Here is a 16,855-nt window from a genome sequence, read left to right on the forward strand (position 1 = left end):
ATTTTAGAGAGCCCCCTATGAAGTTAGAGACAATTAATAAAGCCAGATACCGTAAGCACCTCAACTATGTTATTGGCGCGTGTGTTGTTGTATTAACAGCGGGTAGTTTAGGTATCGCACAGTGTTTGATAGCCCTGTTTCCTGACTCGGATGGGAGTCACTTTCATTGGAATCTAACCGGTGTCATTCTCACGAGTGTGACAATTGGTGTCGTCCTGTTGAAAGTGAAACATCATGCATTTATGTATGAAGTAGCCTATGTATGGGATTTAAAGCAAGCGCTTAATAAAATCACTCGAAAAATGGCGAAATTAAAGAAAGCTGCTGAGCAAGGTAATGCCGACGCAATGCTGGCTATTCAGTTCAGCTATACGGGTTCTAAACAGTTGTGGGAGCTTGATGATAATACCATTACTATGGAAGACTTAGTGATGTGGCAAGCGCAATTGGATGTACTCACTACGCGTTACAATATTGAGTTAGATATCACTCATTTTCAGTCACATCTACTGAAACAATTTTAACTGCACTTATATTTGATAAAAAGCGAAGTTATTTTTGCTGGTTCTTTTTATCGTATACATTGCTACGTTCTTGCTTAAAAAGTGCTTCAGTGCGGTAAAGTAGTTTGTTTATATTATTATTTAATTCCATTCGCCAAGTGAGTGATAGGATGTTTTGGTCAATTAGGTAAAAATTGGTGTGTTGATAATACTCTGGTACAGGTAGTCGAGCTCAGGGTTTGATATTAGCGGGGCTCAGGCACTTGATTATTTGACTTGGCAATTGATGCAGTTGCCATTAATGTATATTGGTTAAAACGTCTGCCAACGCTTAAATAGCCACTTCTTAGGTGGCTCAGCACTTCTGAATTAAGAAAGCTCTGATTGAATCAGCCAAGTAGCATTGTCATATCTTACCCCAATTGCACTGTAGTTAAATTGTTTACCCACAATATTTGAAGAATCTTGAAGGTGTGGTTGGTTAGGCCAAATTTGTATTGGCACATGCGCTATGGCGTCTTTAAGTTGCTTCTGTTGCGCATTTTCATTCCCTGATTTAGATTGGGTATAATTGATTCTATATGACCAATAGTGTCGTTCTAAATCTATGGTTAGCCCTTTACTCTGCATTCCAGTAAAAGTTGTCATCACTGACAATGTGAGCTGTTGAGCGACCAACAAAGGCATGCAAACCCAATAAACCTAAAGTGGTTGGCGCTTTATAACGCGCGTCTATACCATCGATGTTTTGATGAGGAACAATCGCGTAAAACTCTGTTGGCAAATGTTCCTGGGTAAAGGAGTAGCCAATATCACGATATTCGGTCATCATGAACAGATCAAGCTCGGTTCTTCCTGCTCGTAGTGTCCAGTTCGCGGTGGGCATAAAGCGAATAAACGCCAATTGAGTAAGTGTATCTAAATTATGTTTTTCTTGGTCTTTTAAAGCGGCTTGAATAACGGTTTGCCAACGGGCTGAGTATTGCCACTCTAGTTGCATGCCGATAGATGAAGTGTATAGACCTATTTCATTATCGCGTAGCCCATGAGACTGAGAGATTAAGTGCCGTATTTTTGCTGTGTCAGATGAGCTGGTTGTCAGTGATAGATTTGCAAACCCATCAAAATTAAAAGTCGAACACTCAGCTGTTAAATGTGTGAAGAATAATAAGGCTGCCAATAGTCTCATTGCTTAGGTCCGACGTTACAGTGCACGTTGAAGGTGTGATCTTAAGTTAAGATTAGCTGGTGTTATTTGTAATTCAATAATAGAGAGGGAGTAAGGCAGATTATTTGATGATAAGTATTGAACTCATGATGATGTGGTTACGTACAACGAACTTGTTTTTTTCTATTTCAACACCATATCTATATTATTGCAGAGAATGACTGTGATAATATCACATTAATTAATTTTATAGGTTCTGAAGTCGTGGCAGAAGTAAGAGCGAGAGTTCAGCTGAATGTGGGGCAGCATAGTCATATCCCCGCGGAAATCGTGTCATTTAGTGGCTTACAAGATGGGCAAGAGCATGTGGCATTGATTTTTAATCAAGCAGAGTCAGAGCAAGAGATCCCGTTGATCCGTATGCACTCAGAGTGCTTAACGGGTGATGTATTTCACTCGTCGCGTTGTGACTGCGGTGAGCAATTAAACGAGTGCATTGAGACAATGCACCAACAAGGTGGCATATTATTATACCTTCGTCAGGAGGGCAGAGGTATTGGTCTATACAATAAAATAGACGCCTATGTGCTGCAATCTCAGGGTATGAATACCTATGAAGCTAATAACCACTTGGGCTTTGATGACGACTTACGGGACTTTTCAGATGCTGTATTAATGCTAAAGGCGATGGGCTTATCTCATGTCAAACTGATGACCAATAACCCAAAAAAACTCAACGCGCTGCGTAATGCAGGGATAACAGTTGATGAAGTGGTAGGCACGGAAGCACATGTTAAAGCTGGTAACCGAAGCTATCTTGAGACAAAAGTAAAACATGGCGATCACATGTTGAATATTAAGAAAATATCAAAATCAGAATAAGTTGTAATTTGCTTTATTTTTGAATGCGGCTCCTTGTGCCGCATTTTTACTTTCTACGCTAGTCAAATCGAGCGATAAACTCGCAATTTTGTTCCTCTTGGGTATAATCTGCATGTTTTTATAAGCTTTGAGCCGTTATGTCACCAGAATTTAAAGTATTTAAAGCCGCCATGGGTATACAGTGGTTAAAAGCCGGTTGGGTTATTTTTAAAACTCAGCCCATGACGTTTGTTTTCATGTATTTATTTATCGTTATATCAGCGCTTATTCCGCTGGTAGCGCCGCCACTTCAGATATTAGTTGCATTTGCATCGCCGTTCTTAACCGCGGGAATGTACATGGCGGTGATCAGCAAACAACAGGGAAAACGTATTAGTCTTGCGGATATCTTGGCGCCTTTTAGTGCAAAAGGCCGGCGTTTAAACTTATTTCGCTTAGGTTTGTACCAGATGGGGGTGATTATTTTATTGACCTTACTGGCTGATCTGCTCTTTTCTGATGCGTTCGCGATTATGCAAGAGGCAACACCAAACCAGCAGCCAGATGAGCTGTTAAATGCGGTACTGGCCAGTTTATCGATGTCAGATATTATGCTGTTTGCAATTGCACATTGTGTGAACCTAATGGCGTTTGCTTATGCGTTACCACTGGTGTTTTTTAAAGGTGAAACACGTATTTTCAAAGCGATTATGCAGTCTCTCACTGTATTTCAAAAAAATATGGCGCCACTGGGTCTTTATGGCCTTATGATTGCTTTATTAATCGTAGCTTCAATACCACTTAGTGTGATCCCATTATTGGTTATTATTCCCTTGTCTTATATTAGCTTTTTCGTCTCATTTCAGGCTATTTTTATGGCAGATGAGACGCCTACTAAGCCTCAAAACATAGCGACGCAAGACGGTACAAGCGAAGATAATAATACAGGGCGATTTGACGCTTAGATGGATGATAAAAGTAAGCAAAAACTAAAAAATTATGTATTGTGGTTACTGGCTCGCCAAGAATACTCAAAGAAAGAGTTAACCACAAAGCTCAAGGCGAAAGATGCGTCTGAGAGTTATATTGAAGCGCTTTTAAGTTGGTGTGAAAGGCTAGGATATATTGATGAAGATCGATATTGTGAGAGCTTTTTACGACGACAAATAAATAAGGGCCTTGGCCAAAGAAGAGTGTTGGCTGAGGCAATGAATAAAGGGGTTGATCGAGCCCAGTTGGTGCAACTAATAGAAACCCTTGAAGTAGATTGGTTTCAGTTGGCACAGGCCGCGTATGAAAAAAAATATGCAATAACGCCCCTTAACCTCGATTACAAAGAAAAGGCAAAGCGGGTGCGATACATGATGTATCGTGGCTTTGGCTATGAAGAAATAGATTTTGCAATGCAAGCAGCAACAATGGGTGAATAATCACATGCAGCACATGACTACCGCACAGATCAGGCAAGCGTTTTTAGACTACTTTGCCACTCAACAACACCAAATTGTCCCTTCAAGCTCGCTGATCCCGGGTAATGATGCGACTTTGTTATTTAACAATGCGGGCATGGTGCAGTTTAAAGATGTATTTTTAGGCGCGGAATCTCGCCCTTATACCCGCGCTACAAGCTCTCAACGTTGTGTACGAGCTGGCGGAAAGCATAATGATTTAGAAAATGTCGGTTATACCGCGCGTCACCATACCTTTTTCGAAATGTTAGGTAACTTTAGTTTTGGTGATTACTTCAAGCAAGAAGCCATTACATTTGCGTGGCAATTCTTAACAGATGTGGTGAAGTTACCAAAAGAGAAGCTGTTGGTAACGGTTTACCATACTGATGAAGAAGCGTATGACTTTTGGTCAAAAGAGATAGGCTTAAGTGATGATAAAATTATTCGTATAGATACTACGGATAATTTTTGGTCAATGGGCGATACTGGCCCGTGTGGTCCGTGCTCTGAAATATTTTATGACCATGGTGAGCATATTTGGGGGGGCCCTCCAGGATCTCCAGAAGAAGACGGCGATCGCTTTATTGAGATCTGGAATCTGGTATTTATGCAATACAACCGTCACGCTGACGGGTCTATGGAGCCTTTGCCGAAGCAATCAGTTGATACGGGTATGGGTCTAGAGCGTATCGCTGCAATTTTGCAAGGCGTGCACTCAAATTATGAAATTGATTTATTCCAAGGGTTAATAAAAGCGGCTGCTGTGGTAACCAATGCCAAAGATTTAGAAGATAAATCTTTACGCGTTGTTGCTGATCATATTCGGTCGTGTGCGTTTTTGGTATCGGATGGCGTTATGCCATCAAACGAAGGTCGTGGTTATGTATTACGTCGGATCATTCGTCGTGCTGTGCGTCATGGTAATAAGTTAGGCGCATCAGGTGCATTCTTTTACAAGTTGGTAGCGGCATTAATTGAACAAATGGGTGAGGCTTACCCAGAGCTTGCGAAACAACAAGCAATCATTGAAAAAGTGCTACGCATAGAAGAAGAGCAATTCGGTAAAACGCTAGAGCGTGGTTTGGCTATTTTAGAAGAAAGCTTAGCCAGTATCGAAGGCGATGTTATTCCGGGTGAACTGGTCTTTAAGCTTTATGATACTTATGGTTTCCCAGCCGATTTAACTGCCGATGTGGCGCGTGAACGCTTCATGACGATTGATGAGCGTGGCTTCCAAGAATGTATGGAAGTTCAGCGTAAAAAAGCACAACAAGCTGGTAAGTTTGGCGCAGATTATAATGAACAATTAAAGTCTGAAAAATCAACAGATTTTAAAGGTTATGATACTGAACACTACACAGGCACCGTCATTGAGCTCTTTTTTGAAGGGCAAGCAGTTAATGTACTAGAAGATGGGCAAGAAGGGATTGTGGTGCTAGACAGAACCCCTTTCTATGCTGAATCTGGTGGTCAGGTTGGTGACTCAGGTACACTGACGGTGACAGGGGGTGAATTTACGGTTGTTGATACACGTAAGCTAGGTAATGCATTTGCCCACCATGGCACAGTGCAAGGGCGAATTGGTATTAATGACAAAGCTGACGCACAAATTGACAGTGAGCGTCGTGAACGTATCAAGAAAAACCACACAGGCACACATATACTGCATGAAGCGCTTCGCCAATTGTTAGGCGATCATGTTGCACAAAAAGGCTCACTTGTGATGCCTGATAAGTTACGTTTTGACTTTTCTCACTTTGAAGGTGTAACGAAGACGCAACTACGTGAACTTGAAGATGCCGTTAATGCTGAGATCCGCAGTAACTTTGCGCTTGATACGCAGTTAATGGACATTGATGACGCCAAAGCAAAAGGGGCGATGGCCTTGTTTGGTGAAAAGTATGATGACGAAGTGCGTGTGGTGTCTATTGGTGATTATTCAATAGAATTATGTGGAGGAACACACGTTCAACGTACGGGTGATATTGGTTTGTTTAAGATAGTGTCTGAAGGCGGTATTGCAGCGGGTGTGCGTCGTATTGAAGCCGTAACAGGTGAAGATGCGATTGCTTATGTTGCACAGCAAGAGCAACAGCTAGCTGAAATTGCCGCCCTTGTGAAAGGTGATAGTCATAACGCACTAGAAAAAGTGAGTGCGCTACTAGAAAAAGCCAAAGGCTTAGAAAAGCAGGTTTCTCAGTTAAATGATAAGTTAGCAAGTGCAGCAGGTGCGTCATTATTAGATTCTGCAGTTGACGTTAACGGCATCAAGCTATTGGTTGCTAATGTCGCTGGCACGGAGTCAAAAGCACTCCGCGGCATGGTCGATGACCTTAAAAATAAGATGGGCTCAGGGGTGATTGCACTGGGTGTTGTCAATGGCGATAAAGTGAGCTTGATCAGCGGTGTGACAAAAGATCTTATTGGTAAACTTAAGGCAGGTGAGTTAGTGAATCACATGGCTGCACAAGTAGGCGGAAAAGGCGGCGGTCGCCCAGATATGGCACAAGCAGGTGGCTCAGAGCCGCAAAACCTAGATGCGGCACTGGCGAGTGTTAATGCTTGGGTTGCTGAGAAAACTCAGTAACAGGTGGCATTATTTGTACAAAAGTTTGGTGGCACTTCGGTAGGCTCCTTAGAGCGTATCGAAGCGGTTGCTGAATTAGTCGTAAAGACAAGACAGCAAGGTCATCAAGTTGTTGTGGTTCTTTCTGCGATGTCGGGTGAAACAAATCGTTTAATTGGTATGGCACGGCAACTTGATACACGCCCTAACAGTCGTGAACTCGACGTGCTACTTACGACCGGTGAGCAAGTCAGTGTTGCATTGTTGGCGATGGCAATTATCAAACGCGGCCACTCTGCAATAAGTCTACTGGCTGATCAAGTCGGGATCCAAACTTCCAATCATTTTGGCAAAGCGCAAATTGAGTGCATTCATACTGAACGCCTAAAACAAGAGTTAGAGCATAATCGCATTGCAATTATTGCCGGTTTTCAGGGGCGAGATAATGAAGGCAATATCACAACTTTAGGCCGCGGTGGCACAGATACAACTGCGGTTGAATTAGCCGCAGCATTAAAAGCTGATGAATGTCAGATCTTTACGGATGTAGATGGCGTATATACTACTGATCCGCGGATTGACTCTAACGCTCGGCGCTTAGCATATGTTACTTGTGCTGAAATGCTCGCATTAGCCAGCTTAGGCGCGAAAGTATTACACCTTCGTTCTGTTGAAGCGGCAGGCAGGCATAAAGTGCCATTAAGAGTACTTTCTAGTTTTTTTCCAGATGCGGGAACATTGATAACCTATGAAGAGAATTCAAGGTTGCAAAGTACGGTGTCAGGGATCGCAGCATCACGCGATGAAGTACAGATTAGTGTATTGAGTAGTACGCAGAGTACACCTAAGTTAAGGTTAATAGAGGCGCTGTGCACTGAACATAATATTGAAATAGATATGATCACGCAAACTCAGCAACATAGCGAAAAAATAGGCTATGCTTTTACAGTGCACAGTAATGATCACTTACAGGTGATTGAGATATTGCAGTCAAACTTAGGGTACATACGAGCACACCATGTTGAAAGTAACATGGGGGTTGCTAAGGTCTCTGCTGTTGGCTTGGGCATAAAATCAAATTGTGGTGTTACAGAACAATTTTTTAGTGCTTTAGCCCAAGAAGGTATAAAAACACTAATGAACGCTAGTTCTGAGATAAAAGTCTCAGTAGTGGTGGAAGAAAAATATCTAGAATTAGCCGTAAGGACATTACACGCTACATTTTTCTCGGAAAGTACTGAGTAAGGACGTTTTTTGCTTACTTTTACTGTAACTTTTCATTAAAATGAGAAAGACGCGGAATCTTTTAATTTTTGGAATAACAGGAGCAAGAGAATGCTAATACTAACTCGTCGAGTAGGTGAAACCCTGATGATTGGTGATGAAGTTACTGTAACTGTACTTGGTGTTAAAGGAAACCAAGTACGTATTGGTGTAAATGCACCTAAAGATGTTTCAGTCCACCGTGAAGAGATCTACATGCGTATTCAGGCTGAAAAGTCTAATCCAACGACCGGCAATATCTGATCAGCAGAAGAATTTGTGAAAATAGCCACATAATGTGGCTATTTTTTTGTCTGCGATAAAATAAATATCCGTGTGTCATCACTGATAGACCGATTGGAAAGATATTGCATCTTTTTATTACTTTTTAAAATTAACCCTTTTTCTGTTTCAATAATACTGTCAATCTCCTGCCACGTTAACTGATAGTGTTTGTAAGGGTTTTTTGCTTCAATATGCGTTTCATCAATATGCAGCTCAACTGTACTGCCACTCGCGCGGCTCAACATTTGACGTGCTATCCACCATGGCCGACGATAGTAAAAAGCTAAACACTCAACCACCGCAAGTAGGATCAGGAAGTTTCCTAAATAATGCTCTGCCAGCCAATAAATACTAAATAGACCTAAGGCGATGAGTAATACGAGTAAAAAATATTTGGGTTTATTGTGATCGCTAAGTTTAATCGATTCATCAAAGCATTCTTGAAAATACGGCTTATCTAATACAAATTTTTCTGTGTACATATACGCTCCTAACGTTTGGCACATTGTACCGTATAGCTTTGTAGGGTGCATTAACTGTACTCTAGAACGCTGGTTTAACAGGAATTAATACCATTTATTAATGCACCAAGATAAACAAAGCGTTTGGTATTACCAATTTTTTGTGGTGTTTTAGTAACTGTTTTATGAGCTTATAAATAAATAATCTTAGATATTCTCACCTTTTATTTTGAATATTTTTCATGTTTATGCTGTTTTATGCCTTAATATATACCCAGTCTCCTTTTAAATTTTTGATTTTTATGTTTAATTTACTTTTGGTATTACCAATTTACAATGTTATTTACATGTGACGATGTTTTGGTATGATGGGTGAATAAATATTTATAAAAAATGATTATTAACGCAGGTTGTATTTGTCGAGAGACTAAAGGGGAGAGTTATGGATATAGGCGCATTGTTAATTCAGGCAGCTAGCCTAATGCTAACGGGCATGATTGGAGTCTTTGTGTTTTTATCTATTTTAATTTTGGCCGTGACGAATTTGTCTAAGCTCGCCAAACCAGACACAGGAGCTCCTACCGTCCCAACTACGCGTCGCCAGCCGTCAGGCGGGGTGCCAAATGCTCATATTGCAGCGATTAGTGCTGCAATTACGCAATACCGAACAAAACAATAATAGGGGTCTTTCATGTCACAATTAAAACTTACAGAGCTAGTTTTACGAGATGCTCACCAGTCTTTGCTTGCAACCCGTATGCGCTTAGAGGATATGTTACCAATCGCAGAAAAGTTAGATAAAGCAGGTTACTGGTCAGTTGAGTCTTGGGGTGGAGCGACCTTTGATTCGTGTATTCGTTATTTAGGTGAAGATCCTTGGGAGCGCATTCGAGCTTTAAAAGAAGCAATGCCAAATACCAAGCAGCAAATGTTATTACGAGGCCAGAACCTATTAGGCTATCGTCATTATGCTGATGATGTTGTTGAAAAATTTGTAGAGCGTGCGCACAAAAATGGTGTGGATGTATTTCGTATTTTTGATGCGATGAATGATGTAAGAAATTTAGAAACAGCGGTGAAAGCTGCGATTAAAGTAGGTGCTCATGCACAAGGCACGATCTCTTACACGGTGAGTCCAGTTCACACCCTTGATATGTGGTTAGCGCAAGCAAAACAGCTTGAAGATATGGGGTGTCACTCAATTTGTATAAAAGATATGGCAGGTTTACTTAAGCCATATGATGCAGAGCAGTTGATATTGGCTCTAAAAAGTACCGTATCAGTGCCTATTGCAATGCAATGTCATGCAACGACAGGCTTAAGCACTGCGACGTATCAAAAAGCGATTGATGCGGGTATTGATATGCTTGATACCGCAATTTCTTCAATGAGTATGACTTATGGGCATAGCGCGACGGAAACCATTGCTGCTATTACTGAAGGGACAGCCAGAGATACTGGTCTAAACTTAGCTGAACTTGAAGAGATTGCGAGTTACTTCCGTGAGGTACGTAAAAAGTATGCCGCGTTTGAAGGTAGCTTAAAAGGAGTTGATGGTCGAATTCTCCTGGCACAAGTGCCTGGTGGTATGTTGACGAACATGGAAAATCAGCTTAAAGAGCAAGGCGCAGCTGATAAACTTGATGATGTACTGAAAGAAATTCCAAAAGTTAGACAGGATCTGGGCTTTTTACCCTTAGTTACGCCCACATCACAAATCGTAGGTACTCAAGCTGTATTGAATGTACTTACTGGGGAGCGCTATAAAACCATCACTAAAGAAACCGTGGGTGTATTAAAAGGTGAATATGGTTCAACACCTGCGCCTGTAGATAAAGCGTTACAACTTAAAGTGCTGGATGGTACTGAAGAAATACAATGTCGCCCAGCGGATTTGATCAAGCCTGAGCTAGAAAGCTTACATACTGAATTGCTAGAGAAAGTAAAAGAAGAGTCAATTGAACTGGCTTCAGAGCAAATTGATGATGTTTTAACTTATGCGTTATTTCCACAGGTTGGCTTAAAGTTCCTGAAAAATAGACACAATCCAGACGCGTTTGAACCAAAGCCAACGTTAGTCGAGTCCAGTCAGTCAAAAATACAAAACAAGCCAACACCAAGTAAAGCGAGCCCAGAACGGTATAGTGTACAAGTTGATGGCAAAGTATATGACGTTGTGGTTGCGGCAGGCGGAGAGCTAAAAGAAGTTAAAGTAAAAGACAGCGAGCTTATTCCACAATCAGCATCGGTGAGCTCGTCAGATACCCTTAATGCGCCATTGGCCGGTAATATTTTCAAAATTAAAGTACGCGCTGGCGATCACGTTGCTCAAGGTGATGTTGTACTGATCATGGAAGCCATGAAGATGGAAACTGAAGTACGAGCTACCTCAACAGGTACTGTATCAGAAGTCTTTGTAGCCGAAGGTGACTCAGTCGCAACTGGCGACGCCATGATAGCATTGGCTTAGGAGCTGATATGGACGGATTATTGAATTTATGGCAAGCCACTGGCATTGCCAACTTCACGCTGCCCGCGTTAATTATGATGGCGGTTGGCTGTGGCTTATTGTATTTGGCTATTGCAAAAGGGTTTGAGCCTCTGTTGTTAGTACCCATTGGTTTTGGGGCAATTTTAACAAATATTCCTGTGGCTGGTTTAGCTGATCCCGGTGGGTTGTTGTATTACGTTTATTACATAGGTATAGACAGTGGTGTATTCCCACTTTTAATTTTCATGGGGGTGGGTGCAATGACCGACTTTAGTGCGTTAATTGCGAACCCTCGCATGTTATTTTTAGGTGCTGCTGCGCAGTTTGGTATTTTTGCCACCTTGTTTGGTGCCATCGCGTTAAACTATGTACCTGGTTTTGAGTTTACTCTTAAAGATGCATCAGCGATAGCGATCATCGGAGGCGCGGATGGCCCAACGGCAATTTTCTTGGCCTCAAAATTGGCGCCTGAGCTGCTTGGAGCGATAGCTGTTGCTGCGTACTCTTATATGGCATTGGTTCCTATTATTCAGCCTCCTATTATGCGTTTATTAACAACTCCAGAAGAGCGCTCTATTGCGATGCCGCAGTTACGTGTGGTCTCTAAAAAGGAAAAGATTTTGTTTCCGTTGATGGTGCTTAGCTTAACCATCTTATTTTTGCCCTCAGCAACTCCTTTAGTGGGCATGTTTTGTTTAGGTAACCTAATGAGAGAGTGTGGCGTAGTTGACAGGCTTAGTAATACCGCGCAAAACGAGTTAATTAATATCACAACAATATTCTTGGGGTTAGCCGTTGGCTCTAAATTAGCGGCCGAGCATTTTTTAACAGTTGAAACATTGGGTATTTTATTGCTTGGCGCATTGGCATTTTCAATCGGAACTGCATCGGGTGTATATATGGCTAAATTGATGAATCGGTTATCAAGTAACCCTATCAACCCGTTGGTGGGTGCTGCAGGGGTATCTGCGGTGCCAATGGCTGCACGAGTGGTTAATAAAGTTGGTCTTGAAAGTAACCCGCATAACTTTTTATTAATGCATGCGATGGGTCCTAATGTTGCAGGTGTATTAGGCAGTGCAGTAGCTGCGGGGATACTCCTTGCATTAGTCGGCTAAGCCGACAGAATTTTAATGTCTCCAACCGACTGCGCAGTTTAGGCTGCGCTTTTTTTGTTCCTCATTTTTATGATATAACAAGGACAATTAAGAAATAGGGGGGAAGTAGCGCAATGAATGTATTGATCATATTAGGGGTATTATTTGCTACTTTACTGATCTTGGTATCATTGTTGGAGCGTTATCAGCATAAATTGGGGCTGGATAAAATGCAGCGTTACAGCAAGTATATATTTCCGCTTGTTATGGCGTCACTCGTGGTTAAGTTGATTTATGTTCTGTGGAATGAGTAGAGCGCCACAGTTTATATCTAAAGGCTACTCATAGCATTAAGTTATGTGCATATATAGGGTGATAAAAGTACGGCATATAAGTCACTGCGCATCAACGTTTTACTGTTTTATATGGGCCGTGTATTACTCTATTTATTGAGTACCCTAGGTATATTTTTTGGTTTCATTAATATAAAAAAAGGCGCTACAGCGCCTTTTTTTACTACCGCTGGTAAATGTTATTCGTTCATTTGGGCTTGCTGTATATGCGCTTGAATAAACTGTGTGGCATCGGCATAGTCGTGATCGAGCCTATCACGCAATGCAATAAGCTCATCAGCGGTTAAATTACCCGCTTTACACTGGCTTTCAAACTCGATGGCAGTTTCGGCTACTTGTTCTGCTCCAATTGTATTCGAAATCGATTTAAGTTGATGGCAAGCTTCAATGATCGCAGCTTGGTCCATGGAGATCACAGCACCGTTCACTTCCCTGGTTAATATACTGCTTTGCTCTAAGTACATACGGAAGAAGCGTAATTGCTTTGCTTCATCATGATTAACATATTTGTTAAGAGTCTCTAGATTAATTGCCGGCGTCACCAATACTTCAGGGTCACTCGGTAGTTCCTGAATAAGTAGATTGTTGGACTCTTGAGTCTCTGGTGTATTGGTATGGTTGGTATTCACGCCACTGGCTGAAGAGTCTGGTGCTGATAAGTTGTTAGCGTGTTTTTCTTGCCACTTCATTAATGTAGCCTCGAGTACGTTCAGCTCAACCGGTTTTGTGATGTAATCATTCATACCTGTGGCGATACAGCGTTCCTTCTCGCCTTTGAGTGCGTTAGCGGTGACAGCGATAATATAGGGTTGAGCGTTAGCATCGTTACTTTGCTCTGCAATATCACGGATCCGTGTAACCATATCGTAGCCAGACATTTTAGGCATATGTAAGTCTGTAAGAATAATAGGGAAATTGCCTTTTTGCCATACTTTTAGGCCTTCTTCACCATTTTTTGCAACTTCTACGCCATAGCCAAGCAAGTGCAATTGATCGGTGAGTACTTGCTGGTTCAATACGTTATCTTCAACTAACAGCACGAGTTTATTTTCAGCACGTGCCTGATCTACGTTAAGATAGATATTCATACTACGTGACGGTTTAAGTGCTTTCGGTTTGTGTAGTCCTGCAGCGACCATTACAGAAGTCATGAATGAGCCTTTACACAGTGGCGCCGCATTGAGGTAGAAAATATTCTCATGGTTTACAGCGGCTTCATCCATCGTGCTTAGCACGATGACTTGTTGCTTGTTGTTTTCTAATGAATACAGCAATGAACGTAATTGGTCATTGACTGGTGCCATACCTTCTAAGCCATCTAAAACCCAAATAACGCCTTCTTGATACTGGAATTCGTCAAATTCATCCATTGATCCCAAGGCCACAGTGCTTGCCCCCATGAATGACAAATAACGGCATAAAATATCACGCCTATCATTATTACCTGTCAGCACGACAACTCTTCGTTGCCCGAGTTTACTCTTATGTTCGTATTCAATTTTGCCTTGCGTGCTAAACGGTAATTCGACAACAAATTCGCTGCCCATACCAATGTCACTATTGACTTGAATAGACCCTAACATTAACTCAATAAGACTCTTACAAATCGATAAACCAAGGCCTGTACCACCAAACTCTCGAGTAATAGAGCCTTCCGCTTGAATAAACGGGTTAAAGATTTCACGTAACTGAGTTTGTGTCATCCCTTTGCCGTTATCGGTCACTCTAAAGCGCAAGGTATAATGTTCAGAGGTATTTTGTGCAACTTCAACGGTGATTTTTACATAACCCTGTCGATCACTTTCTGTGCTGGTGAATTTTATCGCGTTGCTACACAGGTTATACAATACTTGTCGAACACGAATGGTATCTCCCACTAGGTTGTTTGGAATATCTGGTGCAATTGCGAGCTGTAGGTCAAGTTTACGTTTCTTGGCAACTGATGAGAGTACTCGTGCGACTTCTTCAATGGTTTCTGACACCGAAAACACACTGTTGTCGATTTGCAGTTTGCCCGCTTCAATTTTAGAGAAGTCTAAAATATCATCCAAAATGCCCAGTAGTGAGAAGGCAGAGTCACGGATAATGGTGGTTAAACGGTGTTGAGCACCATCAAGATCTGTTTGACGAAGCAGATCAATGGTACCAATGACACCATTCATTGGGGTTCTTATCTCGTGACTCATGGTTGCTAAAAAGGTGGTTTTTGCGTCATTGGCGCGTTCAGCATTGAGCGTGGCTTTTTCTAATGCGAGTGTACGTGCTTGTACTTCGGTTTCAAGGCTGGTTTGTAATTGCTTAAGCTCTTTTTGTGACTCTTGGTTATTATCAATCACAGACTGCACTTGATGCAGTACATTGTTAATGGCACAGGCGATACTTTCAAGGCCGAAACCCAAATCACTATTTAGGTGTACTCGGTAATCTTGTGTATCGACTACCAGCTTTAGTTCAGCCTCTAACTTTTGGGTGTCATTGTTAAGCTGCAATACAATGCGTTTTTTTGCGGCAGCGGCTAATAAAAAGGCACAAATTAACGCCAAAGTAAAAAGTGCAAATCCCATCATTGGACTTTGTGCTAAGTTAGGTGATTGATAACGTAACACCAGTTCACCAATGACTTGTTCGTCTAATTTGATAGGCTTATAAACAGTAATAACATTGCCTTTAACGATCTTCTTTTGTTGTGAAATTGCCGCTACTGGGGTGCTGCTTGTTTGAAAAATAAGTGATGGTTCAGCCAAGCCAGTTGAACTATATAAATAGATATCAACATGTGGAGCGCCTTCTTTTATACCTTGAAGAATTTGCTTTGCCTGCGAAAACCCTGTTTTCATCATTATATTAGCGAGGGGCGATGCGAGCTCATCGGCTTGTTTTTGAATATTAGGGACTTGTTCTACGTGATTGGCTTTTGGGAGCATATAGGCCGCAGCAGCACAAATAGCCCCAGTGATCAGAGCTATTATCAGTATGAGAGGCAGTAGCCCAGCAATTTTTGTTGGAGATGAATTTTGCATTGAAATGTTCCGATATTTCGCGACACAATGTTAAAGCTTAATATACGGACAATCGTATCATTGTCTGATGGCTTTTTCTCTACGTTTTTACGGTAAGCGACCTGTTTTAATCAGATAAAAGGCTAACTTAGGTTAGCTGAACGTAAATTAAGTTGTGTGAAACTTAGCCATTTTAAGCAATAAATTAATTCCGTTGTTTGAAAAATATTCAAACGAGCAGAAGTTTGAAAAAAAAGTTGACTTGAAAGGGCAAAACCCGTTTAATACGCCGCACGCCCAGATAGCTCAGTCGGTAGAGCAGAGGATTGAAAATCCTCGTGTCGGTGGTTCGATTCCGCCTCTGGGCACCATTTTAGGTGCGCCGACTTAGCTCAGTTGGTAGAGCAACTGACTTGTAATCAGTAGGTCATCCGTTCGACTCGGATAGTCGGCACCATTTCCTCGCTAGGAATAAAAACATAAACAACAAATTTTGCCCAGATAGCTCAGTCGGTAGAGCAGAGGATTGAAAATCCTCGTGTCGGTGGTTCGATTCCGCCTCTGGGCACCATTTTAGGTGCGCCGACTTAGCTCAGTTGGTAGAGCAACTGACTTGTAATCAGTAGGTCATCCGTTCGACTCGGATAGTCGGCACCATTTCCTTGCTAGGAATAAAAATATAAGCAAAAATTTTTGCCCAGATAGCTCAGTCGGTAGAGCAGAGGATTGAAAATCCTCGTGTCGGTGGTTCGATTCCGCCTCTGGGCACCACTATTAAGTGTGCCGACTTAGCTCAGTTGGTAGAGCAACTGACTTGTAATCAGTAGGTCATCCGTTCGACTCGGATAGTCGGCACCATTTAATTTGGCGTAAGCCACAAAATTTGCCCAGATAGCTCAGTCGGTAGAGCAGAGGATTGAAAATCCTCGTGTCGGTGGTTCGATTCCGCCTCTGGGCACCATCATTTAACCCTAAACTATGTTTAGGGTTTTTTTGTATCTGTATTTTACCTTTGAGCACACATAATCAACAACTCCGAGTTCTAGTCCTTTAATAATATGCCCTGTTTGCTCAAGGGCGGATAAAAAACCACCGTCATGTTCTGTGTGCTTGGAACACCTTTTAAGCTTTTACATACTAATAAGCCGTCCACTTCAAGCATCATAATATCCATTAAAATAATATCGGACTGTGGATCTTTAGTACATATCTCTAGTACTTTTTTCCCGTTGAGTGCTTTCTTTACAAGGTCTTACTGGTTTGGTTAATACGCGCTGTGATCGAGAAGTTAACCTCTTACTTGAAAAGGGGTTATTACATATTCAGACATATCGCATTGAATAGCTTTGACAACATG

15 protein-coding genes and 7 tRNA genes are annotated in these 16,855 nt (G+C 41.7%); 18 read left to right on the forward strand and 4 right to left on the reverse strand.

The annotated features are described in order from the left end of the window. Positions 1 to 17 precede the first annotated feature (17 nt). A complete protein-coding gene (locus CWC18_RS08045) occupies positions 18 to 524 on the forward strand; it encodes a DUF3087 domain-containing protein (protein ID WP_138675038.1) in 507 nt (168 codons plus the stop codon). Positions 525 to 872: 348 nt separating this feature from the next. On the opposite strand, the gene CWC18_RS08050 is transcribed toward CWC18_RS08045, so the two are convergent. Beyond that, positions 873 to 1,133 carry a hypothetical protein gene (locus tag CWC18_RS08050; RefSeq protein WP_171041056.1) on the reverse strand — a complete coding sequence of 87 codons (261 nt, stop codon included), beginning with the start codon at positions 1,131 to 1,133 and terminating at the stop codon, positions 873 to 875. Continuing rightward, positions 1,123 to 1,692 carry a hypothetical protein gene (locus tag CWC18_RS08055; RefSeq protein WP_138675040.1) on the reverse strand — a complete coding sequence of 190 codons (570 nt, stop codon included), beginning with the start codon at positions 1,690 to 1,692 and terminating at the stop codon, positions 1,123 to 1,125. Before CWC18_RS08055 ends, CWC18_RS08050 begins: the two co-directional genes overlap by 11 nt. A gap of 243 nt (positions 1,693 to 1,935) precedes the next feature. Between CWC18_RS08055 and CWC18_RS08060 the strand changes: the two genes are divergently transcribed. From CWC18_RS08060 to csrA, 6 genes are all read left to right on the forward strand, one after another. Further along, on the forward strand, positions 1,936 to 2,553 hold the full coding sequence (locus CWC18_RS08060) for a GTP cyclohydrolase II (RefSeq protein WP_119861056.1): 618 nt from the start codon (positions 1,936 to 1,938) through the stop codon (positions 2,551 to 2,553). A 137-nt stretch (positions 2,554 to 2,690) separates the two neighbouring features. Beyond that, positions 2,691 to 3,497 (forward strand): BPSS1780 family membrane protein, encoded by an 807-nt coding sequence (locus CWC18_RS08065; RefSeq protein WP_138675041.1) that lies wholly within the window; start codon positions 2,691 to 2,693, stop codon positions 3,495 to 3,497. After that, entirely contained in the window at positions 3,498 to 3,962 is a 465-nt protein-coding gene (locus CWC18_RS08070; protein WP_138589687.1) for a regulatory protein RecX, read from the forward strand. A gap of 4 nt (positions 3,963 to 3,966) precedes the next feature. After that, positions 3,967 to 6,570 (forward strand): alanine--tRNA ligase, encoded by a 2,604-nt coding sequence (gene alaS / locus CWC18_RS08075; RefSeq protein ID WP_138675042.1) that lies wholly within the window; start codon positions 3,967 to 3,969, stop codon positions 6,568 to 6,570. 3 nt (positions 6,571 to 6,573) lie between these two features. Continuing rightward, positions 6,574 to 7,794 (forward strand): aspartate kinase, encoded by a 1,221-nt coding sequence (locus tag CWC18_RS08080; protein WP_138589685.1) that lies wholly within the window; start codon positions 6,574 to 6,576, stop codon positions 7,792 to 7,794. Positions 7,795 to 7,884: 90 nt separating this feature from the next. Beyond that, entirely contained in the window at positions 7,885 to 8,076 is a 192-nt protein-coding gene (gene csrA, locus CWC18_RS08085) for a carbon storage regulator CsrA (RefSeq protein WP_010362895.1), read from the forward strand. Positions 8,077 to 8,114: 38 nt separating this feature from the next. Here csrA and CWC18_RS08090 read toward each other — a convergent pair whose 3' ends face one another. After that, positions 8,115 to 8,579: a YcxB family protein gene (locus CWC18_RS08090; RefSeq protein WP_138589684.1), complete on the reverse strand. Its 465-nt coding sequence runs from the start codon at positions 8,577 to 8,579 to the stop codon at positions 8,115 to 8,117. Positions 8,580 to 9,000: 421 nt separating this feature from the next. On the opposite strand from CWC18_RS08090, the gene CWC18_RS08095 reads away from it, so the two are divergent. The 4 genes from CWC18_RS08095 to CWC18_RS08110 all read left to right on the forward strand — a co-directional run bounded on the left by CWC18_RS08095 (position 9,001) and on the right by CWC18_RS08110 (position 12,460). Next, entirely contained in the window at positions 9,001 to 9,237 is a 237-nt protein-coding gene (locus CWC18_RS08095; RefSeq protein ID WP_138589683.1) for an OadG family transporter subunit, read from the forward strand. 12 nt (positions 9,238 to 9,249) lie between these two features. Next, entirely contained in the window at positions 9,250 to 11,028 is a 1,779-nt protein-coding gene (oadA, locus tag CWC18_RS08100) for a sodium-extruding oxaloacetate decarboxylase subunit alpha (protein ID WP_138589682.1), read from the forward strand. A gap of 8 nt (positions 11,029 to 11,036) precedes the next feature. Next, positions 11,037 to 12,167: a sodium ion-translocating decarboxylase subunit beta gene (locus CWC18_RS08105; protein WP_010362899.1), complete on the forward strand. Its 1,131-nt coding sequence runs from the start codon at positions 11,037 to 11,039 to the stop codon at positions 12,165 to 12,167. Between the two features lie 113 nt (positions 12,168 to 12,280). Beyond that, a complete protein-coding gene (locus CWC18_RS08110) occupies positions 12,281 to 12,460 on the forward strand; it encodes a hypothetical protein (RefSeq protein WP_138589681.1) in 180 nt (59 codons plus the stop codon). 218 nt (positions 12,461 to 12,678) lie between these two features. Here CWC18_RS08110 and CWC18_RS08115 read toward each other — a convergent pair whose 3' ends face one another. Next, positions 12,679 to 15,519 (reverse strand): hybrid sensor histidine kinase/response regulator, encoded by a 2,841-nt coding sequence (locus CWC18_RS08115; RefSeq protein WP_138675043.1) that lies wholly within the window; start codon positions 15,517 to 15,519, stop codon positions 12,679 to 12,681. A gap of 274 nt (positions 15,520 to 15,793) precedes the next feature. Here CWC18_RS08115 and CWC18_RS08120 point away from each other — a divergent pair. From CWC18_RS08120 to CWC18_RS08150, 7 genes are all read left to right on the forward strand, one after another. Further along, positions 15,794 to 15,869 (forward strand) — tRNA-Phe (locus CWC18_RS08120). Between the two features lie 10 nt (positions 15,870 to 15,879). Further along, positions 15,880 to 15,955 (forward strand) — tRNA-Thr (locus CWC18_RS08125). 38 nt (positions 15,956 to 15,993) lie between these two features. Then, positions 15,994 to 16,069, forward strand: a tRNA-Phe gene (locus CWC18_RS08130). A 10-nt stretch (positions 16,070 to 16,079) separates the two neighbouring features. Beyond that, positions 16,080 to 16,155, forward strand: a tRNA-Thr gene (locus tag CWC18_RS08135). A 38-nt stretch (positions 16,156 to 16,193) separates the two neighbouring features. Beyond that, positions 16,194 to 16,269: transfer RNA gene (locus CWC18_RS08140), tRNA-Phe, on the forward strand. A gap of 11 nt (positions 16,270 to 16,280) precedes the next feature. Further along, positions 16,281 to 16,356: transfer RNA gene (locus tag CWC18_RS08145), tRNA-Thr, on the forward strand. A 27-nt stretch (positions 16,357 to 16,383) separates the two neighbouring features. Then, positions 16,384 to 16,459: transfer RNA gene (locus CWC18_RS08150), tRNA-Phe, on the forward strand. The last annotated feature ends 396 nt before the right edge of the window (positions 16,460 to 16,855 follow it).

Origin of the sequence: Pseudoalteromonas aurantia (genome assembly GCF_005886875.1) — a bacterium.
In the GTDB taxonomy this organism is placed as follows: Bacteria; Pseudomonadota; Gammaproteobacteria; order Enterobacterales; family Alteromonadaceae; genus Pseudoalteromonas; species Pseudoalteromonas aurantia_A.